Source organism: Photorhabdus akhurstii, assembly GCF_019090985.1.
Lineage (GTDB): Bacteria > Pseudomonadota > Gammaproteobacteria > Enterobacterales > Enterobacteriaceae > Photorhabdus > Photorhabdus akhurstii.
In genome coordinates, this window is record NZ_CP020335.1 from 2,705,274 (window position 1) to 2,729,278 (window position 24,005).

At 42.7% G+C, this 24,005-nt stretch carries 26 protein-coding genes and 1 pseudogene; 7 read left to right on the top strand and 20 right to left on the bottom strand.

Features of this window, described 5'->3' with window-relative positions; genetic code table 11:
• Position 1: 1 nt before the first annotated feature.
• The 3 genes from B0X70_RS11840 to B0X70_RS11850 all read left to right on the top strand — a co-directional run bounded on the left by B0X70_RS11840 (position 2) and on the right by B0X70_RS11850 (position 2,146).
• The gene (locus tag B0X70_RS11840; RefSeq protein ID WP_046397466.1) at positions 2-790 is read left to right on the top strand and encodes an SDR family NAD(P)-dependent oxidoreductase; all 789 of its coding nucleotides are present in this window, start codon (positions 2-4) and stop codon (positions 788-790) included.
• 368 nt (positions 791-1,158) lie between these two features.
• Complete coding sequence (locus tag B0X70_RS11845) at positions 1,159-1,383, top strand: nuclear transport factor 2-like protein (protein WP_217471566.1); 225 nt, start codon at positions 1,159-1,161, stop codon at positions 1,381-1,383.
• Positions 1,373-2,146, top strand: coding sequence for an SDR family oxidoreductase (locus tag B0X70_RS11850; RefSeq protein ID WP_217471567.1), 774 nt, complete (start codon positions 1,373-1,375; stop codon positions 2,144-2,146). The genes B0X70_RS11845 and B0X70_RS11850 overlap by 11 nt, the downstream gene beginning before the upstream one ends.
• A gap of 78 nt (positions 2,147-2,224) precedes the next feature.
• Here B0X70_RS11850 and B0X70_RS25175 read toward each other — a convergent pair whose 3' ends face one another.
• The 6 genes from B0X70_RS25175 to B0X70_RS11875 form a co-directional block, all read right to left on the bottom strand.
• Positions 2,225-2,479: a hypothetical protein gene (locus B0X70_RS25175; protein WP_246593505.1), complete on the bottom strand. Its 255-nt coding sequence runs from the start codon at positions 2,477-2,479 to the stop codon at positions 2,225-2,227.
• Positions 2,480-2,492: 13 nt separating this feature from the next.
• Positions 2,493-3,161 carry an acyl-CoA dehydrogenase family protein gene (locus B0X70_RS11855; RefSeq protein WP_246593506.1) on the bottom strand — a complete coding sequence of 223 codons (669 nt, stop codon included), beginning with the start codon at positions 3,159-3,161 and terminating at the stop codon, positions 2,493-2,495.
• 204 nt (positions 3,162-3,365) lie between these two features.
• Positions 3,366-3,707 (bottom strand): bleomycin resistance protein, encoded by a 342-nt coding sequence (locus B0X70_RS11860; RefSeq protein WP_217471568.1) that lies wholly within the window; start codon positions 3,705-3,707, stop codon positions 3,366-3,368.
• Positions 3,708-4,091: 384 nt separating this feature from the next.
• Complete coding sequence (locus B0X70_RS11865) at positions 4,092-4,259, bottom strand: ATP-binding protein (RefSeq protein WP_377312327.1); 168 nt, start codon at positions 4,257-4,259, stop codon at positions 4,092-4,094.
• Between the two features lie 26 nt (positions 4,260-4,285).
• Entirely contained in the window at positions 4,286-4,936 is a 651-nt protein-coding gene (locus B0X70_RS11870; RefSeq protein WP_217471569.1) for a DUF4276 family protein, read from the bottom strand.
• Positions 4,933-6,021, bottom strand: coding sequence for an AAA family ATPase (locus tag B0X70_RS11875; protein ID WP_217471570.1), 1,089 nt, complete (start codon positions 6,019-6,021; stop codon positions 4,933-4,935). Before B0X70_RS11875 ends, B0X70_RS11870 begins: the two co-directional genes overlap by 4 nt.
• Positions 6,022-6,258: 237 nt before the next feature.
• On the opposite strand from B0X70_RS11875, the gene B0X70_RS11880 reads away from it, so the two are divergent.
• The 3 genes and pseudogenes from B0X70_RS11880 (at position 6,259) to B0X70_RS11890 (ending at position 7,693) form a co-directional block, all read left to right on the top strand.
• Complete coding sequence (locus B0X70_RS11880; RefSeq protein ID WP_217471571.1) at positions 6,259-6,561, top strand: hypothetical protein; 303 nt, start codon at positions 6,259-6,261, stop codon at positions 6,559-6,561.
• A gap of 111 nt (positions 6,562-6,672) precedes the next feature.
• Positions 6,673-6,963: pseudogene (locus B0X70_RS11885) on the top strand (Tn3 family transposase); the annotation flags it as partial.
• Positions 6,964-7,378: 415 nt separating this feature from the next.
• A complete protein-coding gene (locus B0X70_RS11890) occupies positions 7,379-7,693 on the top strand; it encodes a hypothetical protein (RefSeq protein ID WP_036776123.1) in 315 nt (104 codons plus the stop codon).
• A 155-nt stretch (positions 7,694-7,848) separates the two neighbouring features.
• Here the strand turns inward: B0X70_RS11890 and B0X70_RS11895 are convergent, their stop codons facing one another.
• The 5 genes from B0X70_RS11895 to B0X70_RS11915 form a co-directional block, all read right to left on the bottom strand.
• Complete coding sequence (locus B0X70_RS11895) at positions 7,849-8,289, bottom strand: OsmC family protein (protein ID WP_036805959.1); 441 nt, start codon at positions 8,287-8,289, stop codon at positions 7,849-7,851.
• A gap of 54 nt (positions 8,290-8,343) precedes the next feature.
• Positions 8,344-8,778, bottom strand: a complete 435-nt coding sequence (locus tag B0X70_RS11900; protein WP_217471572.1) for a DUF29 domain-containing protein — start codon at positions 8,776-8,778, stop codon at positions 8,344-8,346.
• 91 nt (positions 8,779-8,869) lie between these two features.
• Complete coding sequence (tyrP, locus tag B0X70_RS11905; protein WP_036805956.1) at positions 8,870-10,078, bottom strand: tyrosine transporter TyrP; 1,209 nt, start codon at positions 10,076-10,078, stop codon at positions 8,870-8,872.
• 45 nt (positions 10,079-10,123) lie between these two features.
• The gene (locus B0X70_RS11910) at positions 10,124-12,043 is read right to left on the bottom strand and encodes a pyridoxal phosphate-dependent decarboxylase family protein (protein WP_036805954.1); all 1,920 of its coding nucleotides are present in this window, start codon (positions 12,041-12,043) and stop codon (positions 10,124-10,126) included.
• A 453-nt stretch (positions 12,044-12,496) separates the two neighbouring features.
• Positions 12,497-13,513, bottom strand: coding sequence for an NAD(P)H-quinone oxidoreductase (locus B0X70_RS11915; RefSeq protein ID WP_040154183.1), 1,017 nt, complete (start codon positions 13,511-13,513; stop codon positions 12,497-12,499).
• Between the two features lie 394 nt (positions 13,514-13,907).
• Here B0X70_RS11915 and B0X70_RS11920 point away from each other — a divergent pair, with 394 nt between their 5' ends.
• A complete protein-coding gene (locus B0X70_RS11920; RefSeq protein ID WP_217471573.1) occupies positions 13,908-14,591 on the top strand; it encodes a hypothetical protein in 684 nt (227 codons plus the stop codon).
• An 81-nt stretch (positions 14,592-14,672) separates the two neighbouring features.
• Here the strand turns inward: B0X70_RS11920 and B0X70_RS11925 are convergent, their stop codons facing one another.
• The 9 genes from B0X70_RS11925 to B0X70_RS11960 form a co-directional block, all read right to left on the bottom strand.
• Positions 14,673-15,443, bottom strand: a complete 771-nt coding sequence (locus B0X70_RS11925; RefSeq protein ID WP_036805946.1) for a glucose 1-dehydrogenase — start codon at positions 15,441-15,443, stop codon at positions 14,673-14,675.
• Between the two features lie 254 nt (positions 15,444-15,697).
• Positions 15,698-17,200, bottom strand: a complete 1,503-nt coding sequence (locus B0X70_RS11930; protein WP_217471574.1) for a PhoPQ-activated pathogenicity-related family protein — start codon at positions 17,198-17,200, stop codon at positions 15,698-15,700.
• A gap of 600 nt (positions 17,201-17,800) precedes the next feature.
• Positions 17,801-19,342: an NAD(P)/FAD-dependent oxidoreductase gene (locus B0X70_RS11935; RefSeq protein WP_217471575.1), complete on the bottom strand. Its 1,542-nt coding sequence runs from the start codon at positions 19,340-19,342 to the stop codon at positions 17,801-17,803.
• A gap of 57 nt (positions 19,343-19,399) precedes the next feature.
• A complete protein-coding gene (locus tag B0X70_RS11940) occupies positions 19,400-19,768 on the bottom strand; it encodes a DUF805 domain-containing protein (protein ID WP_217471576.1) in 369 nt (122 codons plus the stop codon).
• Positions 19,769-19,802: 34 nt separating this feature from the next.
• Entirely contained in the window at positions 19,803-21,080 is a 1,278-nt protein-coding gene (locus tag B0X70_RS11945) for a 4-aminobutyrate--2-oxoglutarate transaminase (protein ID WP_217471577.1), read from the bottom strand.
• A gap of 37 nt (positions 21,081-21,117) precedes the next feature.
• A complete protein-coding gene (locus B0X70_RS11950; RefSeq protein ID WP_040148728.1) occupies positions 21,118-21,309 on the bottom strand; it encodes a hypothetical protein in 192 nt (63 codons plus the stop codon).
• A gap of 2 nt (positions 21,310-21,311) precedes the next feature.
• Positions 21,312-21,596: a nuclear transport factor 2 family protein gene (locus B0X70_RS25180; RefSeq protein WP_246593507.1), complete on the bottom strand. Its 285-nt coding sequence runs from the start codon at positions 21,594-21,596 to the stop codon at positions 21,312-21,314.
• A gap of 112 nt (positions 21,597-21,708) precedes the next feature.
• Positions 21,709-22,086, bottom strand: coding sequence for a nuclear transport factor 2 family protein (locus tag B0X70_RS25185; protein WP_246593508.1), 378 nt, complete (start codon positions 22,084-22,086; stop codon positions 21,709-21,711).
• A gap of 15 nt (positions 22,087-22,101) precedes the next feature.
• Positions 22,102-23,532: a gamma-aminobutyraldehyde dehydrogenase gene (locus B0X70_RS11960; RefSeq protein WP_217471578.1), complete on the bottom strand. Its 1,431-nt coding sequence runs from the start codon at positions 23,530-23,532 to the stop codon at positions 22,102-22,104.
• Positions 23,533-24,005: the final 473 nt, after the last annotated feature.

Below are 24,005 nucleotides of genomic sequence, written 5' to 3' on the forward strand. Positions count from 1 at the left end.
AATGAATTTGGCAGGAAAAAATATCTGGGTAATTGGTGCGTCTATGGGGATTGGCCATGCTTTAGTTAAGGCGCTTAGTTCTCATACAACAAACCTAGTCATTTCTAGTCGGAAAAAAGATTTGCTGAAAAAATTGGCTACTGAAATTAATCTTCCAGAAGAAAACGTTATTCCTTTTGACATTACAAATCATGACAAGGCGAAAGAAATGGTACATAAAGTGCTTCAACGGATCGGGAGTATTGACTGTATTATTTTCACTGCTGGCGTCAGTCAACGTTCTTTAGTTGCAGACACACAATTCTTTGTCTATGAAAAATTGATTAATTTAAATTTTTTATCCATTGTTAACATAGCATTAACTGTACTCCCCTCGATGATTGAGAAAAAGAGCGGGCATTTTGTTGTTCTCTCCAGTGTGGCTGGTAAGTTTGGTACACCGGGTCGTTCAGGCTATTCAGCATCGAAGCAGGCATTGCATGGTTTTTTTGAATCTCTGCGTGCTGAGCATACGAAAGACAATATCAATGTTACATTTATTTGTCCCGGTTTTATTAATACTGATATTACCATGAGATCTCTCACTGGAAATGGGGAGCCTTATCAACGTATTGATAGTGAACTGGAACACGGCATGCCTGTCGATTTATGCGCCAAAAAAATTGTTAAGGCAATCGTTAGTGAAAAAAGAGAGATATACCCCGGAGGTAATAAAGAAGTCATTGGTGTATACCTTAATCGATTTCTTCCACGATTGTTACAGTATATTATTGCATTAAAAGGAAAATAAGCTAGATGGTGGAAATCAGTTTGTTAAAGAAGTAACGGATAAATTAGCTGAGAAGAAAAAGGGATCTGTAACATAATATCTAACGTATTAATCATCTTGGTTTGACAATAAAATCCTCTACTTTGTGGTAGGGGATTTTCAACTTATTTAAGTGATCTTTCTCTTATGCCATTATTTCAACATGATATGGATTTATTCTTTGCTAATTAGATCACTAGATTGGAGAACTATTCTTAAATCCAACGGAATAAACGAATGTATCTGATTAAACTTATTTAATATTTCATTTTGTCGTATTGTGTTCCATCCGATTACCCTTGATAATATGGATGAAATGATATCGTTCTATCCTCCGGGAGTGAATATATATGATGAAAAATAGTGATCTTTTTCCTCATCTAACATCTCTGCTACGTCAGGGGATTAGTCATGCACTGTATCCTAATGCTAAATCATTTCTTGACATGATAGCCGAGGATATTGTTTTTGAATTTCCTTATGCTTTGCCTGATGGAGTGCAAGTATTAAATGGAAAAAAAGCCCTCAAAAACTACCTTACAAGCAAATTAAAAGGAGATTATCATGCAGAATAATATTTTGATCACAGGTGGTAAGGGGAAAACCGGAAGGTTGATTAGTGAGTTACTGACCCAAAATGGGATCGCGCATCGGATTGGTACCCGCACCCCTGAATCAGGCAGTGAAATTGCTTTTGATTGGATGCGTCCTGATCTGGCCGAAGCCGCATTTTCTGGCATCAGGTCACTATATATTGTGGCGCCAACGAACACTAGTGATCATGGTTCAGTAGTACCACCATTGCTTGAGATAGCGCTAGAAAAAGGGGTTCAACGTTTTGTGTTGCTTAGTGCATCGTCGCTGGCCTCTGGTGCTCCAATGATGGGAAAAATTCACGCCTGGCTGGAAGCTAATACGCCAGAATGGACAGTATTACGTCCTACCTGGTTTATGCAGAACTTTTATGAGCAACGGCATTTGGTAACAATAAATGAAGAGAACGCTATCTATTCTGCAACGGGCGATGGCAAAGTGGGGTTCATTGACGCCCTTGATATTGCTCGTGCTGCTGTTTCTGCATTAACATCAAATCGAACCATAAATAAAGATTTTATCCTTACAGGACCTGAAACACTTAGTTATGGAGATATTGCTGCTGCATTGAGTAAAGCCTTAGGCCGCAAAATTAGTCACCGAAATCTAACGACCAGTGAATTGGCCAGTCGGCTACAACAAAATGGACTGGATGAAACCTACTCAAAAATCCTTTCAGCAATGGATAATGACATCGCTGGAAGGTTTAATTGTATGACGAGGGATAACACTTGTCCGAAGTAAATAAAGATCGGAGAACATCATATTTTATTTACCTGCGGAGAGTTGGTGATATTTATATCCGTCCATGGAAAGCCTTAGTTAATTGTTTTTTAACTGACGGTGATTATTTGCATACCAGGTAATATAGTCATTACTGGATATTGGCGTCTTGATTCCAATTTTATCCACGCCAAAACTGGTAATATAATCGTTTATTCTGTCTGCATGTTTACGTATATATTCAATACGTCTCTCGTCTATTCTTTGCGATTCCTGTAAATTGATCACTTCACTTTTCAGGAGATTGCTCATAGTACGGTGAATCCAATCGAGGAGATAACCTTCGATGATCATATAAAAATCATCATTATTGTATTGCGTTATCTAAATAAAATCCTGGCTTATCGCCAAGTGGAGTAATTTTAACTCCAGGAGTTAATTTGCCATTTACGGACAAAGGGAGAATAAATGGGAAAATACCATATTTCCTTCCTGATACATTTAACTGAGCTAAAATCACAGCTACTTTGGGTAGTTCACAAGGTGTAGTATTAGGCATAAATTTATATGCATTTTGTCTAGGTGAATTCAATATGAATACGCCTTTTTCTGGGAGATAATTAGCTTGTGTTTCGATCGCGATGAGATTATTTCCGTAAGCCAGCTCAGTTGCCAAATATACTCCAATGGCATGACCTGAGCAAAGTTTTTGGTAAAGATCTTCCACATATGGAGTTTGTGCTCCTAAGTTAGCGATAGTGCCTATGGCTAAATTAAAATGAATTGATAGCATAGAAACTACAGCGCAATCGTGTGGAGCTACAAGTTCATGCAGGGAAACTAATTCATTAAATGATGTCGTATGAATATTATTATTTTGAATATGTTTAAGTAGTTCTATGAATTTTTCTACTGACGACGGGTAATTATCACAAGTGCTTTTAAGTATTGCTAAAAGGTTATCAGATATTACCGTATTTCCTATACCTAAATAAGACCTTAATTTTGATTCCGAATTGCACAATGATTTATTCATATAGATGAAGCCTTTCCTAGAATAATATTTATATTAGCTATCTAATAGTGTCATGGGATACACCAGAAATATATACCTCTAATTTAAAAAATTTTATTATATAAAAGTGACCTGTTGAAAATTTTCCTTCTTATAGCCCAGTAGAGAAAACCATATTAAAACATGTTTATCAAATAAACAGGAGTTGGGGAGAACGTTAAACAGCTAAACTAGCTGCCCAAACTTAAGTAAATTTCCACTTGGATCAATTAGGTGGAACTCCAACATGCCCCATGGAGTTTCCGCAAGCGGAGAGACTTCAGTCTGCGCTTGTAGTTCTTGAAACACACTTTGGATATCTTTCACGAAAATATAGCAAGAAGTGTTCTCTGCAATGTACTTATCGTTACATGCCCAAAAATGGATTTCAGCTTCCCCTCTGCTAATTATCGCATATTCATTAGGAACAAAATTGTCGCAATGGAACCCAAGTTTACTTGTGTAAAAGTCAACCAATTCATCTAGATCCAATGCAGCCAATACAGGGACAGCCTCCCAATCGCTCATACATTTTCCCTTTTATTTATATATAATTTTTAAACGCTCATACCGGATTGTCTGACAAATCACTGTACGTTACTCTCATTAAATAAGTAATATGACTATAAAAATAGATTCAACAATACCTCCTAAAATCATAAGGAATTAACAATAAATTATTAAATATGATTTACTATGAATACAGCATTTTTACCTAGCATGGATTGCCTATCATGTCATCAACATTTGATCAGGGCAAGAGCGTGAAGGCTCATTTTTCATTCACATTTAAACCGGCCAGTAAAACCTGCACAAGATAGCCTTCATTTATATTGGCTCTGCGCCTGAGGGATCCCCTGCGTATTTCGGTTTGTCCGGCCATCTGATCTTTTCTTCGTAACTACTCACTTCTTAACTTACTTCCGCAGCTTCAGCCAGACTTTTTTTCCGTTGCGATTCTCCTGTTAATTCCAGCTGATGTGCGTTGTGGATCAATCGGTCTAACAGCGCATCTGCAACTGTCGGATTTTCCATCAATTCAATTTTGGCACAGCTTTTAAGTGGTTGAAATGAGTTCATTACACTCGCAGAAATGTTCAACTAATTTATCCAGAATTCAAGTTAGTTAGCTTATTTAACCACTGATTGAAATGTGGGCATTGGGAACGAATTGTATCTAATCCAATATCACCAGCGATGAGTGGGCCGTGTAAAGTCTTATGGTAATTTGGTATTATCGCCAAAATACGCTTAGATGGTGCAGTTTGTGGGCTATTATTAATATCTTCAGGGCTATCAAATTGAGCTTTGATGGTTTGTAATGCTGAGATGGGGGCGTTGTCATCAAGCCAATCCGCAAATTTTTCAGGTTGGCAAAACAATAGTGCTTCAAATTCATGTAATAACAGATTGGGAATAAAATTAGTTTGCCCAATATCATTAGCGAAAGCTTGCTCTAGCTTAACTACTCGTTCGTTGGCTGCATTATCCTGTTGTTCATTATAATCAGGGAAATCAGTAGGCAAGCCATAATAGTCAATTAATGTTGTGACGAATGCGCCGGGATCTTGTCGACATAAGCGAGTAATTTGATATTTTACCTTACCATAACTTGTAATACCACCTTTCTGACTGGTACTCGTCTGAGCTAATATTGGCGTCAGATAGATTTGCTGTGCTACAAAATAGGGAGCTAACACATCCCGCACAAAAGTTTCTTCCGTTTGCCCCTCTACAAAAACATTGATACGGATCATCGCTGTGGCCTCCCGCCGAGTAAATTTTTCTTCCATAATTCACCAAGGCTATAGTCTTCAAGCCATTCTGAAAGAAAGTCACTATTCAGACGCTTAAAGGTCGATACCCCTTGTTGTTTGTCAACGATAATCAAATCATCAGCATCAAATTGATCGACCAGTTCGACTGACTGGGTAGAAATAATCAGTTGGTGCTTACTGCTGGCGTTTTTGATCAAACCAGCCAGTACATTAATAGCATAGGGGTGGAGTCCAAGCTCTGGTTCGTCAATAATAATTGAACTTGGCATATAGTCTTCGGGTTGCAGTAACACGGTAGTCAATAAAATAAATCGTAAAGTACCATCGGACAATTCACTCGCTTTAAACGGAATATCCTGCTCTTTCTCTGTCCATTCGAGTTGAATGTAATCAGTATTATCCGAGGTGGGCCGCAAGTAAAAATCACCAAAAAATGGGGCAACCATTTGAATGGTTTTGACAATGCGTTTGTAATGCAGAATATGATTTTTTTGCAGACGATATAAGAATGCCGCTAAATTAGCACCATCTTCCCGTAAATAGTCATTATCATTAATACGATGAGTTTGTTTAACTCTAGCATTATCACTCGTATCATGGAAATGGTAAACCCTCCATCGGAGCATAGTAAGTAATGCGTAGTCCTCAATGTTATGATGCTGAATGATCTGAGATTCAAAGTGTCCAGCACCAATATTATAATCCCCTTTGATGTCCAAAAAGAGTGATTCATGTTGGAACATCATACGGTTATCATTTGTGGGTTCCAGTTCAAACTTATAACCATTGTGACCAAAATAAAGCTCAGTGCTCATAGACTCAGTTTTTTTACGACCAAAATGCAATAATGTGTCGGGGCCACCCATTTTGCCAACAAGAGATTGTAAACGATGATCAAGTACAACGGCGATTAGGCGAAAAAAACTGATGAAATTGGATTTCCCAGCACCATTGGCACCAATGAGTACATTTAGACATCCCATTTGTAAATCACATTCTGAGATAGATTTGTAGCCTTTTATATTAATTTTTTTTAAGAAATTATTGTTGGTTACTGGTTTCATAATTTTGCCTTTTCAGCATTATGCGACTCAAATATGCCCTATGTTAGGGCAAATAATAGGTTAAGTATTATCTTAATTGCCAGGTTTGCGTCCAGCTCTTCCTCTAAAAACTTTTCCTTAAGCGGAATACATTATCATTAAATGCTCCTTCTATACACCAGAGGCTTCAGCCGCTTTATTACCGCCACGACTGCTCTAATTGCTACTGGCTGGAACGAAAGTTGCCGGGCGAGATTCATGCCTTTGCATGAAGCATCTAGGGATTATCTTAAAAATAAGCTTTATTCTGATGCAGAGGGTGTGATTTTGTATTACCACACTGCGATGCCTATTGTGGTTCAGTGTGAGTGGAGCTACGGAATTAATCAGGATGGAACTATCCTGGTGCAGCTGGTAATCCTTCTTATGCTGGAACGTGAGGTACCAGGCTGGAAAAATGCTAGTTATGCTGAGTCGAGGGAAGCAATGAGAGGGCAATTCAGAAGAATATTGGCATTTTGGTTGTTTCAGTTTCACGTTAATACCTCACTTTCATATTAATCAGATTAGCAGACACGAAATTCTTGCTCCACTACATCTTCCGAAGTGCACCTACTATGTCACTGACTCTCATCAGTCAAGTATTTTTTCCTTACCTGAAAAACCGGTACCATAATGAAAATATTGCAAACGGGCGACAGACCGACCAGCTTGGCGCAGGTCATAGCCGAAATTGGTCGTGCTGATAAAACCATCCATATGCTGACTTACCTCGACGATGAAAACAAACGTCGAAGGACGTTGCAACAACTCAGGCGTGAGGGTTATCCGGTTCAGGATGAAGATGTTGAAAAACTCTCGCCGTTACAATGTGGGCATATCAATATGCAAGGGCGCTATTCCTTTACGGTGCCGGAGTCCGTCAGCAAAGGAGAACTGAGAGCGTTCAATGAAGAGGTTTAATTTATTGATTAATATATTAATGGCTATTTAAATTGGCCCATTAACGGCGTTTGCTGTTCCGTTACTCCCCAAACCCCTATATAACCAGTTAGTGAATTGGTTATGAATCTTAGTGTTTGATGATTATAGTACCAGATGGTGGTAATCAGCTTGATAAAGAAATAACTGATCAATTAGCAGAGAAAGAAAATTAATCTGCAACATAATACTGAATTTAACGATAATAACTTTTACTTTTTTTGATAAAAACCACCATGTTGCTTTTATCAATTATTTATTTCAATGGAAAAACTTTTGGCATTATTTATCAGGAGAGTCACCTATTATATTAATATGAAGTTGGTGCAAAGATTATTTGCATAATTTACACTGCAAAACGTCAGACCTTATTTATATTATTAATCAGGAGTAAATTATGAAAAAATTGATATCTATGTTATTTATTTTAATTGGTATGATTAGCGCCCCTGCATTCTCAGCGGAAACCAATAGTGGCATTGTTAGAGTCGCAGAAATTAAAGCTGATTGGGATAATCCTGCACATTATTTTTATACATTTAGCGGGAATTTAGCTGGTAACTGTGGGAAACCTGGTTATATTTGGTCAGGATCAAGCGCTGAAAACGTTAATAGGCTATTAAGTCAAGCTTATGCACAGGGTTTAAATATTAAAGTTGGTATAGAAAATGCGAGTTGTAATATAACTACCGTTTACGTTATTAAACAATAGTAATTGTTTCTTATGCCATTATTAATGGGGCAAAAAGATAGATAAACATTGATTTACCTAACTCTATAATAAAATCCTCTACTGCATCGTAGAGGATTTTCAAAATTAATTTAAACAACATTTTCTTTGTGAAATTATCTCAGCGTAACATCCATTTATTCACAATATATTTCAGTGACAAAACTTGGTGCATTCTCAATGGTGTCGTGAACCGGGCAGGTTCTATTAATAAAGTCGACAAAAGCATGAATTTCTTCTTCACTATTATCAGCTTTAATATGAAATTTTGTCACTATTTTAGAGAAGCCTAATTTCGCTTGTTTATTTCTACCAGTGAAACCATCAGTATCAAGTTCACCTTCTAGATCAACGTGAATATCAATTAAGTTAATTTTGTGTAGTTTAGCAAAAGCCTTTGCTACGATACATTTACAAGCCCCGAGAGAACAGAGTAGAGCTTCAACTGGATTCATCCCCTGATCAGTACCACCTAAATTACGCGGTTCATCCAAATAAAAGGAGAAATCTCTTGATGTACATTCAACTTTCACTCCAGCTACAGATTTTACTGTGGCAGTAAATAGTTCTTTCGCCATGATCCAACTCCTTAAAATTAATATTAGTTTTTCACTGGGGCAAACAGAATTTTGCTAATCAGGATAAAACTCAGAGGACAGTATCTGGGACATACCCCAAATGCATACATCGGGAAACGCATCTAATCCGGTTTCGTTCATTGCTGAGGCAACGGCTTTAGACCAGACAACATCAACCCAGTCTGGATCATCTAACTTTGTCTTTAAACTAGGAGATTCTTTTAAACCATAAAGAATCTCTTTTCTTTGCGCTTTAATTGTTCTTTCCCAACTTGTTCCTCTATGGCTTGGTTGGTATTTCCATTTTAATAAGTGAGCAATTAATACTGCCATGCGGCTAGCCAACTCACGCTGTTCGCTCTTGCCCACGTCTTCGATCTCCTCAGCAATATTGGTTATATCAATCTCAGAGAATTTACCGGCACGTAATAACGCTGCCTGTTCATTTGCCCAAGCGACCACATCAGTTTCGTAACGGGTATGATTCATAATTGCCTCCGCTAATAGGTCTATTATGCTAGCAGTCTGTCAGAGAATACGCTTTAGGTCAAAAAAGAACTTATCTTCGATAACTCAGTATTCAGCCTACTGCCGGCAACATTCCACTTACGATGCCAATTTGGATTGCTATTACTGCAACACCGCAGGCAAATACCAGCAATAGTACGGGCTTACCACCAGGTACCCGATATTGACGTTCATTTTGTTGACGGGATTTATATGCCAGGAGGCTAGGTAATAATAACGCTAAAATTGACAGTGCGACCGCGGCATATCCCAACGCCATCACAAAACCTTTTGGGTAAAATAGCGCGAAAATCAATGGTGGAACGAAGGTCAGCAAACCAGTTTGCATACGCCCGGTTACATTATCTTTGCGTTTAAATAGATCACCTAGAAAATCAAACAGGCCAAGTGCGACACCGAGGAATGAGGTTGCGAGCGCTAGATTAGCAAACATTTGTACTGCAAGTTCAGTTTTCGGTGAAGCAACAACTTCACGAATGCTGTGTAATAAGCCATTCAACCCGGCGTTTTCAGCTAAGATATCGACAAATGTGTTGGAATTGATACTCCCTAATGTCGCCAATTGCCAGAAAATATAAGTAATTAACGGAATTGCACTGCCGATAATAAACACCCAACGGAGCCGACGTACGTCGCCGTTCATATATTTCACAATACTGGGAACACTGCCGTGAAAACCAAACGATGTGAATATCACCGGAATTGAAGATAATATTAACCCTTGTTCTAATGGTAGTGTCAGTAGGTTAACATGCTGAACATGCGGCATCATCAGCCCCAACATCAATACCAGGAAAATAATTTTCGCACTGAAAATAACTCGGTTAACCATATCTACTGAACTGGTGCCAATGCAAACGATTCCTCCGGCAATTACCGTAAACAGAATAACGCCCACGGAAGCAGGAAGGGACAAATTAAGCCATTTATTGAGGCTGACTGTCAGTAATTCCCCGGCACCACTAATATAGGCTGATGTTAACGCATACATCAGAAACATCATGCTGAAACCCGTTAATATTTTGCCGCCGCTGCCAAGATAACGTTGAGCAAGTGTCCCTAATCCCGTATCAGGAGACTCATATTGATAAGCTTCAACCAGTAATAATGCGGTGTAACTCATCAAAACCCACAAGCCAACCAACATGATCAAGCTTACACCAAATCCTACACCGGCGGTGGCTAATGGCATGGCTAACATACCAGCACCTATAGTGGTTCCGGCGATAATAAAAGTACTGCCAAAAGTACGGTTCTTCACGTTTTTTTCCCTTCGAATCAACAACAAATATTTAATAATAGAAAATCAGGCCACTTTCTTTTTTTCTTCTTCATCAACAATCTGAGTCAGTTTGTGAATAAAAATTTTCTGGAGCCTTTCCCAATACTCGTCAAAGTCGTCAGCACTACGTAAACAATGAGTCATCACAGCAGCACGCAAAACATATAAACTGTGGACTTTCTGCCATTCTTCTTGGTCAAAACCGCAACTTTCAACGTAATGCCAAGGCGTATCACCATACTCTCCATAACCAAGGGAGGTGGAAGAAGTCAAAAAATCATTGGTGTAACTACGCCCAGAAGTATATGAACAAAGCTCGTACATCCGTTTATTAAGACGGTTGTGGTGACTTAAATCATTATTTCCTTGCTCTTTAAAAGTGAAATTGACCATATGGAAATCAGGATTTGGCATGGTATGAATTTCAAACCGGCGTTTGCCAACAACCAATGGTTCTGTGGTTAAAAGTTTTTTAATCATCCAATTAGCCGTCACAATACCGGCAGCAATGACTTTTCCGTAACCACTGATATTAAGTGGAACCAATCGGTGTGCGGCCCAAATTGCGGCGGCGATAGCTCCGGCTTTAGATCCCTCCATAATAGAGGCGCCGAGTACGACATGCCGGTCAATGGCTTGCTCTGGTTGAGTATCAACATCTTCGAAAACATAAGCCGCCCGGTAGGAAATTAGGTCAACAATACGCTTATCTTTCATACATACCGCACCGGCGGCATATTGAATAAATCCAACTTTGTGAGGATCTACGGTGATTGAATCAGCCTGACACATGGCCCGGAAGCTTTGGTAAATTTCAGGTTTAGGCCAAATAATATCTTCGGGAATAATCGCCAATTCACGATAACGACGGATAAGTTCATCATATTCCATAAACTCTCCCTGTTCGTTAAGGAACATTGCGCTGGCATAACCTGCATAAGCAGCATCAATATGCACATAAAATGAGACGCCATAACGCTCTTCACACTCTTTGCGCAACGCAATAACTTCATCAACTCGGTCAATGGCTCCCACTTCTGTCGTTCCAACTACAGTTACCATCGCCAGAATAGGTTCCCCCTGCTCTATCAGACCGAATGTAATTTCACGCATTTTTTCAACATCGGTACGATAATTCGCATCGACTGGCAATGGCACGATATGCTGTTGACCGATTCCCAGAACATCCATTGCTTTCATCCATGAATAATGTTTCGACTGTGGAACCAGGACTTTGCCAAACATCCCCTGCTTTATCCCGGCGCCACGGCAAGAAAGTTCACGAACTTCTTCGAAAATGCCACGTTTTTTTAATTCATCCGTCAAATCCAGAATATCTGATGGCGACATATTCAACAGTTGTTGTTCTGATTTATTTGCGACCAGATCGCTGGATTGTGGATATTGTGCAATGGCAAGAGGCATGGTTTTTAAATTACGCGCGACCCATAACCCTTCATAATTGGCGACGGTTCCTCCTGATGTAATATGTCCCCAGGCTCGGCGAGGGTCGTAACCAAACATCCGGCATAGATCCAGCCCTGCTTCAATTTCTAGCTCCGTTGTTGTCGGTGATGACTCGTGGGCGCAATTGTTTGGGTTGTACATCATCGCCATGACATAAGCGAGATTGGAAACCATCAGGGTGTCGGCATTCATATGCCCCATATAGCGAGGAGAAAACCAGGGAATCGAGGTGTTTTTCAGCTTAGCGGATAACTGGTTTAGAATACCCTCTGTCCGATAAAGCGTTTCCCTATAATCAGGTGCATAACGATCAACCGAGGTGACTAAGGCGGGATCTTCTGGGTGAAAATCAGAGCGCCAGTGCATGTGCTCACTTACGGCATATTCCATCATTTCTCTAAAAAAAACCGTATTTTCTGATTTAGGGCCTAAAAACAACGCATCAATGTTTAAGTGCGAAGTAAACTGCTTGGTCATAATTATATTACCCTTTCAACTAACAAAAACGGCTGTCAGCAACAGAGAGATTCTGAAATTCTTTACTTGTTAATGAAATCACTATCTTTCTCTGATGGTCAGACAGAAAATTATATGCCACCTAACTTACCAATAGCTGGTCATACCTCATTATTCTAGACATTCAGAAAAATCTATCAGGTGGAATAGATTAATCATTAACATATCTATAAACGATCGTTTGTTAATAGATATAGACTATATTTGTTAAAATATTAACAATGACGTTAAATATAAATTCTGATTTTGTGCGCGAGGACAAAGAACGAATAAAAACAAATCAAAAAACAGAGGAAAATAGGGGCTTATTTGTTGTTAACCTTGTTAATTATAAGGATTTTTTAACGTGAAGTGGTTAGCAGATAGAATGCAGGGCTACAAATTAAAATAGCCCTGATTTAAGCAGAAGTACTATTAAGATGATACATTTACCAACATAACCTTGCCGATAACATCACCGGCTTCCATCATTCGATGTGCATCAGCAGCATCTTTCAGATCAAAAACTTTACAAATTAATGGACTGACTTTTCCTGATTTCAATAATGGCCAGACATGTTTTTCCAATTCCCGAGCTATCTCTGCTTTTTCCTCTACACTGCGGGAACGTAATGTAGAACCCGTGTGAGTCAGACGTTTTAGCATTAAGGGCATCAGATTAAGATTTTCAGGGTTTCCTTTCATCATACCAATCTGAATAATTCTCCCGAATTTAGCAGCAACCTTATAGTTTTTATTGACATAATCACCGCCGATTAAGTCAACAACTATATCAACGCCATGATTACCCGTGATTTTCAATACCCGATCAACGAAATCTTCTTTACGGTAATTAATAACAAAGTCAGCGCCTAAACTGTGTGCGACTTTAGCTTTCTCATCAGAGCCGACGGTAGCAATGACTCTGGCGCCAAAGGCTTTTGCTAACATAATAGTGACGCTGCCTATCCCAGAAGTACCACCGTGAATTAGCAAATTTTCTCCTTGTTTCAACTTGCCAGTCTGAAAAACATTAGCCCAGACGGTAAAAAAGTTTTCTGGCAATGCGGCTGCCTGAACAAAATCCAAACCATAGATGGGTAAGGCAACGGAGTCATGTACCAGGCAATATTCGGCATAACCGCCGCCGGCAACAAGAGCGCAAACTTTATCGCCAAGATTCCAGCGTTCACAACCTTCACCTTTGGCAACCACCTCTCCTGCAATCTCCAAACCCGGCAATGGCGATGCATCCGGTGGTGGTGGATAGGAACCCATTCTCTGAAATATATCAGGCCGATTAACACCTGCCGCAGCTACTTTTACTAACAAGTAGCCTTTTCCTGGCCGTGGTAACGGAACCTGAACCAGATGCAATTTCTCCGGGCCTCCGGGCTTAATGATACTGATCGCTAACATATATTGGGGCAATGAATTAATTTGGCTATGCATATATACCTCTTATTTCTTTTGACGATCCTTTTTATGAATTTAGTCTAAGTTTAGATGATAATATTATTTATTCTGATTTGTGGAAAGAGTGCTGAGAAATAATGCAGGAATCTCTGTTATGTACTAAGGCGTTTGGCTGAAATTCCTTCACAAATGACTAAGACTACAGGCACCAAAAAGTGGCAGGATGAAAATTGAGTAACAAGACGGTATCACCGACCTTGTGGTCTTCATTTCCAGTGAACATAAGAGTTTTCACTGCGGTGATTCTAATATACCTATCTGTTATTAATCAATTCTTAGTACATGCAAAAAGAAACTGGTGACAGAACTTCCACATACTACCATTTCATGTATGCTGATTCTTTGAAATGACAAAATAATTGAGGTAGTTATGGGAACAACAGCAAAACAACCCAATGACCCGACAGTAAAACCGAAAAGCGGATTTGATCCGTCTGAGCTGGTCAAAGCACGCGTCATCAATCTTGCTGATCATTTTATTAATGTGCTTAAGAACAAAGATTCAGAGAGTATTTCTCTGTTGTTAACCCTACCTGATAATGAATTTTGGGCAGAAGTCAAAGGGCGGGCTAACTATGTTGAAATGGTGGAAAATATCACACTGGAAAAGAAGGAACACGAGGCATTAATCGAAAGTAGAAACGCTTTTCTGGCCCATCTTGGGGAATACGGTGGCGTTTATAAGTCCAGTAAGGTTGCTGATATATTAGGAGTGACCCGCCCGACAGTAAATAAATATGGTGAAAATCATAAACTCATTGTATTAAATTGGGGAATAGAGAATTTATATCCTGTATTCCAGTTTTCGGTAAATAAAAAAACGAGTAATAAAGGATATTTAAAAGGTGTTCCAGAAATACTGACTAATCTAGGTCCAGTCAGTGGCGTAAAAAAGTGTGATTTTTTCATCCGTAAAATCAAGACATTTAATCCTGGTATCGATCTGGCTGAATCCACGACGGTACTGGATATCCTCAGAAATGGCGCCTCCAATGATGAAATTGCTCAATTGGTAAGGCTGGCGAAAATATTCGATTCTGTTGATTCTATGTAAAGAATTCCAGTATGTAATTGAAAACAGCCATTTTACCCTACTCTCCTTCGAAATATGTCAACTACCCAGAAATGCTTGTTCTCACAATACTACTGTTTGCCCGCCATCGACTAGCAGTGATACGCCGGTTACAAACGATGCGAGATCCGATCCTAACCATACGACTGCATTTCCTACCTCTTCCGGCTCTCCCAATCTTCGAAGAGGCATCCTCTCCCGTAACCCGTCAAACATTTTCGCGACTTCCGGCGAGGAAAGAGGAAGTGCTGTATTGATTAGCCCTGGGCATACGGCATTAACACGAATACCTGACGGTCCGAAAGCATCGGCCAATGCGGCCACCATCATATTGACGCCAGCTTTGCTAGTGGAATAGGCGGTTGTAAGTTGGCCTGTCCTAATGGACCCCATACTTGACGTTGCCACAATACTTCCACGTTTGCCCAGTTTTATCATCTGTTCAGCAGCAGCCTGTGCGCCAAATAAAACGCCATCAAGGTTGACCGTAAGCAGCTTGTGAAAATCATCTGCACTAATCTGTGGACCATCGGTAGCTAATGCAATTCCGGCATTGCAAGCCATCAAATCAACACCGCCAAACGGTGTAGCGACGTCGACTAATGTATCCATCTCGCTCCGCGAAGTGACATTACATCGATGGAATATGGCTTGCGCGCCAAGCGAATGAAGACGCTGGAGCACCGGCACTCCTCCCTCTCGGGGTTGATCCGTGATGTCGCCAATAATTACGGTTGCTGCGCCATGACGTGCCGCGGCTAAAGCAATACCGGCTCCGATGCCGCTTGCGCCGCCAGTGACAATGACAACCTTACCTTCTAACATACGGTCCATTTGATGTTCCTTATTGTATCGCGCTATCACAGGCGCTATTTGAGATATTTATTGATCCAGTGAAACACAGAATACCTATAAAGAATTACTCCAGAAGTGCTCATATAAGGCATATCGGTGAGGTAATGTTGATTTTATGAATTATGTCCCATTTTTCCTAAATGTTTGACATATTCAAACCTCCGGTTACCGTCAGAAAATACCGGAGGTCCAATGTTTCGCAAATAGCTTATTCAGACTTTATCATTATTATCTTATTTCGAGCCTAGCCCGCGACCTGGCAATGTTTGGCATGTTGGCCCACTTGATAAAGGCGCGACTACTGGATATTTGTCATCAGGGGTAATGTAAACTCGCGTTGTTGCCACATATCCATCACTGAAAGTTGCTTCAATATAAGTCGCTTCCCATCCCATGTTTGGAGAACCTAACGAAATTTCAACTTGTTGCAGCGTATTAATATCGAGTGGTGATGCTTTATATCGGATACCACATGCATAACGAAAATCTCGTGAAATTGGATTGGCAGCAGTCCAACGTATCACTTTTTCAGGCTTTTCTGAAAAATTGACGGTTAGTATTTGCGAATTCTGTTGTGCATGCAGAATTGTATTAAGCTTTGGCAAAGGAATAGATTGCTGTAACCGATTAATAAATGTAATCAATGACTGTTCAGTAAAGTTCAGAATGCCACGATGATCAGAATTGGGGGCTACTCGTAAAGATTTGTCTCCAGGCAGAATATCATAATAGAGTCTTGCATTATCAGCCGCGAAATAATCATCCCCACTGGCATTGACGATGTATTTAGGAATGGCAAGTCGAGACTCATAAATTGATCCCAAATATTGCAGAGGATCTTCTATCTGCATTAATTTAGCAAATGCAGGCGTATTGACTTTTTCATCGACATGTTCCTGATAATACGGATAAAAAGCAATCGGCCAGTTTTTTCCGTAAGATTCATATACATGTTTAAATGCTGCGTGTGTGTTAAGTATGTCGATAATAAAAGGCACAATTGCATCAACCCGTGTGTCTGCTATTGCCGATAACCAGGTTGTCCAGCCTCGTTTCGAGGCGCCAGAAACAATAAAGTTATTAATATTCCACGGTGTTAATTCCCGCTGTGCCAAAGTCATTGCTTGAGAAACAGAAGTCGCCATAGGAATATGTAAAGGTATCAACGACAGCTTCTCTGGCTCGTTCATGAATAATGTCCAACTGTGAGCAATACTATCATCTTCTTTGCGGGGTTTTCTATCGTCCCGGTACACGAGATATTGATTAGGAATATTACTGATCGAGATAACTATCGTATTTGTTGCACGGGCAATAGCCGCCAGGGTTGTCGAGCTAAAATCTGTTGGTAAAACTGGCGCCTCAGATCCACTATTATAGTTAGTTCCATTATTCACAATGATAAGTGCACGCGGTGAAAGCGGATGATCAGGAATAAATATATCAACATTGTGTTGCCATTCGGCCGGTAGAATAACGTTTTCTGGAGACCAGAATTGTGATGTTAATTGATAGTGACGTAGTTCAATTTGAGGTAATTTTTCTTTACTTAAAAGCGAATATTTAAGGGGCTGGACTGCTAATTCCTCTCGATAGCAGGGAAGTACATTGATGAAATTGATATCAGCCTCATTAGAGCATGGTGATTGTTCTGTATTAGACTGGGCATAACTATTAGTATTAGTAGCCGCCAATAACAATAGGGTAATAATTGTTTTTTTGAAGAAACTAGACATTAATTCATCCTTAATATATAGGTAATTGAATAATATAGTTGGATAACTTTACCAATATGATAATTTAAAATCATAAACCTTAATATTGTAAATAATGTATTTCTCTCCAGCAAACCTGACTTCAATTTCAATCAAATCATCTAAAATAAAGTGATGGAAAACTTTTACACTAAGCCATTTTCATTTAAATTGGCGATGCCATCAAATGGTCTGCTATCTTTTATCTCTGCAAGATATTGATTATTCTTTTTAATAACATATTGATACGGCGTGTACTAATTACGATCAATGGTGAATTCAAGTTGACTTTTATTTAATGACTTCCGGCCAGTATCCCGGTAAAAAAAGGTCATGCTCATTTATTATGGTATCCGAATACCAAATTCTAACGGTTGGGTTTCCCTCTTCCTTGAGAGTTTAAAGGCACCATAAATGGTTTATACCCTATGGATTTCAAGATGGATCGCGACGGCAAGGGAGTGAATCCCCGGGAGCATAGAGAACTATGTGACCGGGGTGAGCGAGTGCAGCCAACAAAGAGGCAACTTGAAAGATGACGGGTATATATTCTCTCTGTAATAGGGGTCAGACCCTGAATGTTCAAAACGAAACCATATCTGCCGGATTAAGCGTGCTTATCACACCCAGAATACCCTTAGCCAACGGAATAGCTACCGGAGAGAGATAGGAGCCGAGCGGGATACTCGCGTGGTCAATGCGGGTAAGCATGGTAAAGTCGTCGTTGCGTCCGGTAAGATCGTCGCTGATGGCTTTGCCAATGCGCACCGTTTGCGCTACTCCATGACCATTCCAGCCATGTACCATATACACGGGTACTCTGTCGTCGCTCTTGCGGGCATCGGTGGCGCCGTTCAGGGTCAGATCGCTGATCCCGCCCCAAGAATATTCTAGTTCGGCTTTTTCCAACTGCGGGAACACGGTTCTGATACGCTTAAGCAGATAGTTGTTCACATCACGCGGCGACCAAGAATTGCCAGTACCCTGTCCACCGAACAGCAGGCGGTTGTTGCGCACCGCACGATAGTAGTCGACCTGTAACTGTGTATCGTAGACCGGCAGATCTGACGGGAGCAGCTCTTTGACATCCACTGGCAACGGAGGCGTTACCGCTACGTAGGAGAAAAAAGGCATCGTGGTGGAAAGGCCGGAGATAAACTCTCCCGTGGAGGCATGTACACCCAACACCACGGCTTTACTTGCCCTGATAATCCCCCGCTCAGTTTCTACGACTGTGCCGCCAGTATCCTGCCTGATGCCCTTCACTTTCGTGCTGTCATAGATTCGCCCACCCAGTCTGGCGAAACCATAAACCAAGCCACGCAATAGCGCCAGAGGTTGGACCTGCCCACCGATACTGTCGATATTCGCTCCGTGGTAGATGTCCGAACGCACATATTTTTCCTGTAGTTCGTGCGGTCCGATAACCCTCATCGCCGTATCTCCCAACTGGCGCCGGGCATCGGCATTAGCCACCAGCGGCCCCATGTGGCCTGCGTGCACCGCAACAGTGATATGACCATATTTGCGGTCACATTCGAAACTATAACGCTCACGGAGTTCATCCACGAGATTCATCGCTTCAACAGATGCAAAACGCCATAAGCGTTTAGCCTCATCGAATGAAAGTTTTTCCAGTATGGTTTTAGCTTCCCAGCGTGCGAGCCCAGGGGTTATCTGTCCCCCGTTGCGGCCAGAAGCTCCTGAACCAATGTTATCCTTTTCAACCAGAATCACGTCCACTCCCGCTTCAGCAAGATGTAATGCCGTGGAAGCGCCCAGCAACCCACCGCCGATAACCACAACCTCGCAGTTCTGGTCTCCAGGCAGACTTCCAAAAGCCGGACAGTCAGCCAAAGAAGCTTCATAATAGTTGGCTGGCATGGCGTCAGCAGCAGCATCTTTATGCCAGCTCCAGATACGCGAATCCAGCCCCAACCGGCTGACTCTATGCTGCGCATCCTCCAACAGTGTTGGTCGTAGCTTATCAATATTGATGGCCGGATCATCGGCCGTAGTTAAGGTCCGGGCGAGTAGGGATAAGTTGGGAAGTACGGATGAAAGTACTCCCGCCCCCGCGAGCGTCGCGACGGTAGAGATAAAGTCTCTTCTATTCATTGTCATTTCAACACTCCTGTCATGATTTTGAAATCACCCGCTGGCCTGGTCTGGAGAGTTTCTCTATGAGTGAATCCGGTTATCCGAGCTGTATTTATTGCTGCCCGAGCTCCCTTTCAGACCGGCGAGAATCAGCAGGATAACAGTGCCGATAAACGGTATGAGATGCAGCAGTAACCACCAAGCGCTACAGTTGATGTCGTGCAGGCGGCGGGCATTCACGGCTAGCGTGGGCAAAAGCGTGAGCAGCAGATAGACAGCGCTGAACCAGCCCATATAAACCTCAGGATTGGCAACGGCAAAGTAGCGCTCAAGGAAAGAGATAATAAATACAGCCAGGATCTGGAACAGAACGAAGTACCAAAACTCCTTACGCTTGGCTCGCCCCTTGAAGCATGCATAGTTCTTTAATACATTTAAATACCAGTGCATTGTTATCCCCTCTTTGTGATGCAGCAGATTCTATCTACTGTTCAGCCAGATCGAGCAGTACAGACTCCAGAATGTTGAGCGCTTCATTAAAAACGTTATTTTGTATGGTCAGTGGCGGAAGGAAACGGATCACGTTGCCGTGTACACCGCATGTCAGCAGGATCAGACCACGCTCCAGCGCTTTCTGACGTACCGCGTTGGTAAAGCTGACATTGGGTTCCTGACTGTCCGCATGGTTAAACTCCACTGCAATCATCAGCCCGAGCCCACGTACGTCGGCGATCTGCGGGACACGCGGTCGCAGTTCATGCAGCCGCTGTTTTAGCTGGTCTCCCAACTGCGTCGCTCGCGCATTCAGCTTTTCTTCTTCGATCACATCTAGCACCGCATGAGCGGCCGCAATCGCTACCGGATTACCACCATAGGTTCCCCCCAGACCACCAGGCACTACAGCATCCATCAACTCGGCACGTCCCGTTACAGCCGCCAGCGGCAAACCGCCCGCCAGACTTTTCGCCATAGTGGTCAGATCGGCAACAACCTCATGATGCTCCATAGCAAACAGTTTGCCCGTACGCGCGAAACCGGTCTGGATCTCATCGGCGATAAGTACAATGCCGTGGTAATCGGCGATCTCACGCAGAGCTTTGAGCAGTTCAGGAGGTGCAGGATAGAAACCGCCTTCGCCCTGTACCGGTTCGATGATGATGGCAGCGATGTGTGCAGGCTCAATGTCGGTTTTAAAGAGATTTTCCAGCGCATTCAGCGTTTGTTCCACACTAATGCCATGCAGCCCGATCGGAAACGGAATACGGTAAACGTCGCTAACCAACGGGCCGAACCCCATTTTGTACGGTGCAACTTTGCCGGTTAATGACATACCGAGGAAGGTACGGCCGTGGAAAGCGCCGCTGAAAGCGACCACGCCACTGCGACCGGTAGCGGCACGTGCGATCTTCACGGCATTTTCCACCGCCTCGGCCCCGGTAGTGACAAAGACGGTTTTCTTCGCAAAATTACCGGGCGCCAAGCGGTTCAGACGTTCGGCCAGCGCCACATAATTTTCGTAGGGCGCTACCTGATGACAAGTGTGGGTAAACTGTTCCATTTGTTCTTTGGCGGCCGCGATGATGCGCGGATGGCGGTGGCCGGTATTTACCACGGCGATACCGGCGGCAAAATCGATATAACGTTGCCCCTGAACGTCCCAAATTTCAGCGTTTTCCGCACGCTCCACATAGACTTGTGTGGCCACGCTCACGCCTTTTGCAATAGCCTCGCTGTGTCTTTTGGCTAATATAGCTCCAGTCATAAATGAAAACTCCTCAGCAATCTGAAATAAGCGAGCTTCAACAGACAGACGCCCGATGTGATATAGCTCCCAGAGCTGGTAGAAGTAACTGATCCAGCGTCGAAACCAGCATATCCGCCGCTGCAATTCCGACATAATCCACATAAGGAGCGTCGATGAACTCATATCTGCCGGTGTATGGGCATCCGGTTGCGGCGCGACCGCAAGCTTCGCGCCGGGTATCGATCAAGGCTAAAAAATACCGTGGCGATGCAGCGCTTTCGCATCCTCCGGTACCGGGGTGATAGCATCCCAAAGCTCAGCCACTTTGCCGTCCTCAATGCGCCATAGCTCGAAGTAGCTGTGACGCGCTCCGGCGATACTCCCCTCCGAATGGGTCAGAACAAACTGCCCATCGGCTACTGTACGGTGAATTTTAGTGTAATGCAGGCCCTGCCCCTCATCCCGGAGTTGCTTAAGAAACGAGATGACGGCATCCGTACCATCAGGGATATCGGGGCTGTGCTGGCGAAACAATTCACCATTAGTGTAGTTTCCAAGCTCTTCGTAGTGACCTTCGATCAGGGTACGTGTAAAAAAGTTGATCACCAGCTCGCGATTTTTCTCTCGGTCATGGCCATCGCCTGTTTCAGTCGGGCCGTCTAACTGAGTCCGGCCACTGACGTTGGGTGCCGCCTGCGGCACCAGGCCGTCCCAGTGTTCTACGATTAAGCCGTCGGCAACCCGGTACAGATCGAAACCGACCAACGGCCAGTCGTCTAATCCCGTTAAAACGACCGTGGATGGCGACCAGATCACCATCTTGCAGTACACGATACGTTTCGTGGCGCAGTTCAGGATGTGCCCAGACCAGATCACGCAATCCGGCAAGACCATCTTTGACCAACGGAGAATGTTCGATGAAATGCGGCGCAAAATAACGCTCAAGCGCTCCTACATCACGGTCAGTAAACAGCTCGTGGTGCGCACGCGACACCAAGTCGCGCGGAGATACATTCTGAATCATTACGGATGTCCTGTGTCAGTCGTTGGAACTCATCACATGTTTGATACGCGTATATTCATCGAAGCCATAAGCCGACAGATCTTTACCATATCCGGAGCTCTTGAAGCCGCCGTGCGGCGCTTCTGCCGTAAGCGGAATATGGGTGTTAATCCAGACGGTACCGAAATCGAGTTCACGTGATAGGCGCACCGCGCGGCCATGATCGCGAGTCCAGACACTGGATGCCAGTCCGTATTTCACGTCGTTAGCTTTCTCTATGGCATCCTGTTCATCGCGGAACTTCTGCACCGTGATAACCGGGCCGAAAATCTCGGTCTGAATTGCTTCGTCGTGCTGTTCCAGACCGGTAATTACCGTGGGTTCAAAGTAATAACCTGAGCGTTCGGCCTGACGGCCTCCTGTTTCAATACAAGCATGCGCGGGCAAACGCGCAATGAACCCTTTGACCTGCTCCATCTGACGAGCATTATTGAGCGGCCCATACAGAGCTTCTTCATCTTCTGGATAGCCAAAACGGGTAGCTTTAGCCGCCGCCACTAGTTTGGCGACAAAGGTATCGTAAACAGACTCATGCACCAGCACACGCGAGGCTGCCGTACAATCCTGACCCGCATTGAAATATCCCGCGGTCGCAATGGTCTCCACCGCTTTGTCCATATCTGCATCGGCGAAAACAACCACTGGCGCTTTTCCGCCTAGCTCCAAATGCGCTCTGGTGAGATTAGCCGCCGCCGAAGAGGCAACCTGCAAACCTGCGCGCACGGAACCCGTGATGGAAACCATAGCTGGCGTTTTGTGTGAAACGACCAGAGCACCCGCGCTGGCATTACCCAACACCACGTTGAATGCGCCTATAGGGAAGAATGGAGCGGCCAGTTCAGCCAGCAACAGAGTACTTTCCGGCGTGGTATCGCTCGGTTTGAGTACCACAGTATTACCTGCTGCCAGCGCAGGCGCTATCTTCCATACTGCCATCATCAACGGGTAGTTCCACGGCGTAACTTGCCCCACCACGCCTAGTGGTTCGCGCCGAATGCTGGTCGTCATATCAGGAAGATATTCAGCAGTCGCTTTGCCCTCCAGAAAACGGGCGGCGCCAGCGAAGAAACGGATATGATCCACTGACGTTGCAACTTCCTCTGAGGCAATCAGATGTTTGAGCTGCCCTGTATTGCGGCTTTGCGCTTCGATCAGACGTTCCGCGTTTTTTTCCACCGCATCGGCTAATGCCAGCAACGCCTGCTGACGTGCTGACGGTGTACTGCGCCCCCAGATCTTGAATGCCTCTTTAGCCGATGCATAAGCTTCATCAACATCTGCTACAGTCGCGTTAGGAGAACGTGCATAGATTTCACCATTGACCGGGCTTACCAGGTCAAAATATTCGGAACCTTTAGATTCAACATATTTACTATTAATGAAATGTCTGAGCGTTGGTACCGCCATAGTTACCTCCTGATGGATTGGATAACATAAAATATAACCTATAACTTAATATGTTCAATTGTTATGTGGATGTTGATTTTTTAACTAAAAAATAAAAATAAAAGAGTAATTAGATACATAGATATAACGTTCAACTCTCCTGTTCAGGAAAATATGCTGATCTGTGAGCAGGATCGAGGAGTTTTTTAACTGGAAGAAAAGATTTGGGGACTATTCCTTGGCAAGATTATTTACAATCGAGTTAATATCAGAGATTGCTCAATTTGCAATATTAATTTAAAAAACGAAGTTTTATTGGAGAAATGACAATTAAAAAGACAATAAAAAAATATATCTTTATTCGCGGGAATTATATTTAGAGGCTTGACATTATCTCATGCGGAAATTATTCCACTTGGTACACAACTGGCAACTAACCAGAATATTGTTTGTCATAATGGTTCAGAGCCTGTGTCTCTTAATGTCTATAAAGT

Coding starts and splice junctions, on each gene's coding strand:
- B0X70_RS11865 (WP_377312327.1), bottom strand. CDS start 4,259: ATGAACTCATTTCAACCACTTAAAAGCTGTGCCAAAATTGAATTGATG.
- B0X70_RS11870 (WP_217471569.1), bottom strand. CDS start 4,936: ATGATCCGTATCAATGTTTTTGTAGAGGGGCAAACGGAAGAAACTTTT.
- B0X70_RS11855 (WP_246593506.1), bottom strand. CDS start 3,161: ATGAATAAATCATTGTGCAATTCGGAATCAAAATTAAGGTCTTATTTA.
- B0X70_RS11895 (WP_036805959.1), bottom strand. CDS start 8,289: ATGGCGAAAGAACTATTTACTGCCACAGTAAAATCTGTAGCTGGAGTG.
- B0X70_RS11900 (WP_217471572.1), bottom strand. CDS start 8,778: ATGAATCATACCCGTTACGAAACTGATGTGGTCGCTTGGGCAAATGAA.
- B0X70_RS11930 (WP_217471574.1), bottom strand. CDS start 17,200: ATGTCTAGTTTCTTCAAAAAAACAATTATTACCCTATTGTTATTGGCG.
- B0X70_RS11840 (WP_046397466.1), top strand. CDS start 2: ATGAATTTGGCAGGAAAAAATATCTGGGTAATTGGTGCGTCTATGGGG.
- B0X70_RS11940 (WP_217471576.1), bottom strand. CDS start 19,768: ATGCACTGGTATTTAAATGTATTAAAGAACTATGCATGCTTCAAGGGG.
- B0X70_RS25185 (WP_246593508.1), bottom strand. CDS start 22,086: ATGATTCAGAATGTATCTCCGCGCGACTTGGTGTCGCGTGCGCACCAC.
- B0X70_RS11850 (WP_217471567.1), top strand. CDS start 1,373: ATGCAGAATAATATTTTGATCACAGGTGGTAAGGGGAAAACCGGAAGG.
- B0X70_RS11915 (WP_040154183.1), bottom strand. CDS start 13,513: ATGCATAGCCAAATTAATTCATTGCCCCAATATATGTTAGCGATCAGT.
- B0X70_RS11880 (WP_217471571.1), top strand. CDS start 6,259: ATGCCTTTGCATGAAGCATCTAGGGATTATCTTAAAAATAAGCTTTAT.
- B0X70_RS11875 (WP_217471570.1), bottom strand. CDS start 6,021: ATGAAACCAGTAACCAACAATAATTTCTTAAAAAAAATTAATATAAAA.
- B0X70_RS11920 (WP_217471573.1), top strand. CDS start 13,908: ATGGGAACAACAGCAAAACAACCCAATGACCCGACAGTAAAACCGAAA.
- B0X70_RS25175 (WP_246593505.1), bottom strand. CDS start 2,479: ATGATCATCGAAGGTTATCTCCTCGATTGGATTCACCGTACTATGAGC.
- B0X70_RS11845 (WP_217471566.1), top strand. CDS start 1,159: ATGATGAAAAATAGTGATCTTTTTCCTCATCTAACATCTCTGCTACGT.
- B0X70_RS11910 (WP_036805954.1), bottom strand. CDS start 12,043: ATGACCAAGCAGTTTACTTCGCACTTAAACATTGATGCGTTGTTTTTA.
- B0X70_RS11935 (WP_217471575.1), bottom strand. CDS start 19,342: ATGACAATGAATAGAAGAGACTTTATCTCTACCGTCGCGACGCTCGCG.
- B0X70_RS11860 (WP_217471568.1), bottom strand. CDS start 3,707: ATGAGCGATTGGGAGGCTGTCCCTGTATTGGCTGCATTGGATCTAGAT.
- B0X70_RS11945 (WP_217471577.1), bottom strand. CDS start 21,080: ATGACTGGAGCTATATTAGCCAAAAGACACAGCGAGGCTATTGCAAAA.
- B0X70_RS11925 (WP_036805946.1), bottom strand. CDS start 15,443: ATGGACCGTATGTTAGAAGGTAAGGTTGTCATTGTCACTGGCGGCGCA.
- B0X70_RS11890 (WP_036776123.1), top strand. CDS start 7,379: ATGAAAAAATTGATATCTATGTTATTTATTTTAATTGGTATGATTAGC.
- B0X70_RS11960 (WP_217471578.1), bottom strand. CDS start 23,532: ATGGCGGTACCAACGCTCAGACATTTCATTAATAGTAAATATGTTGAA.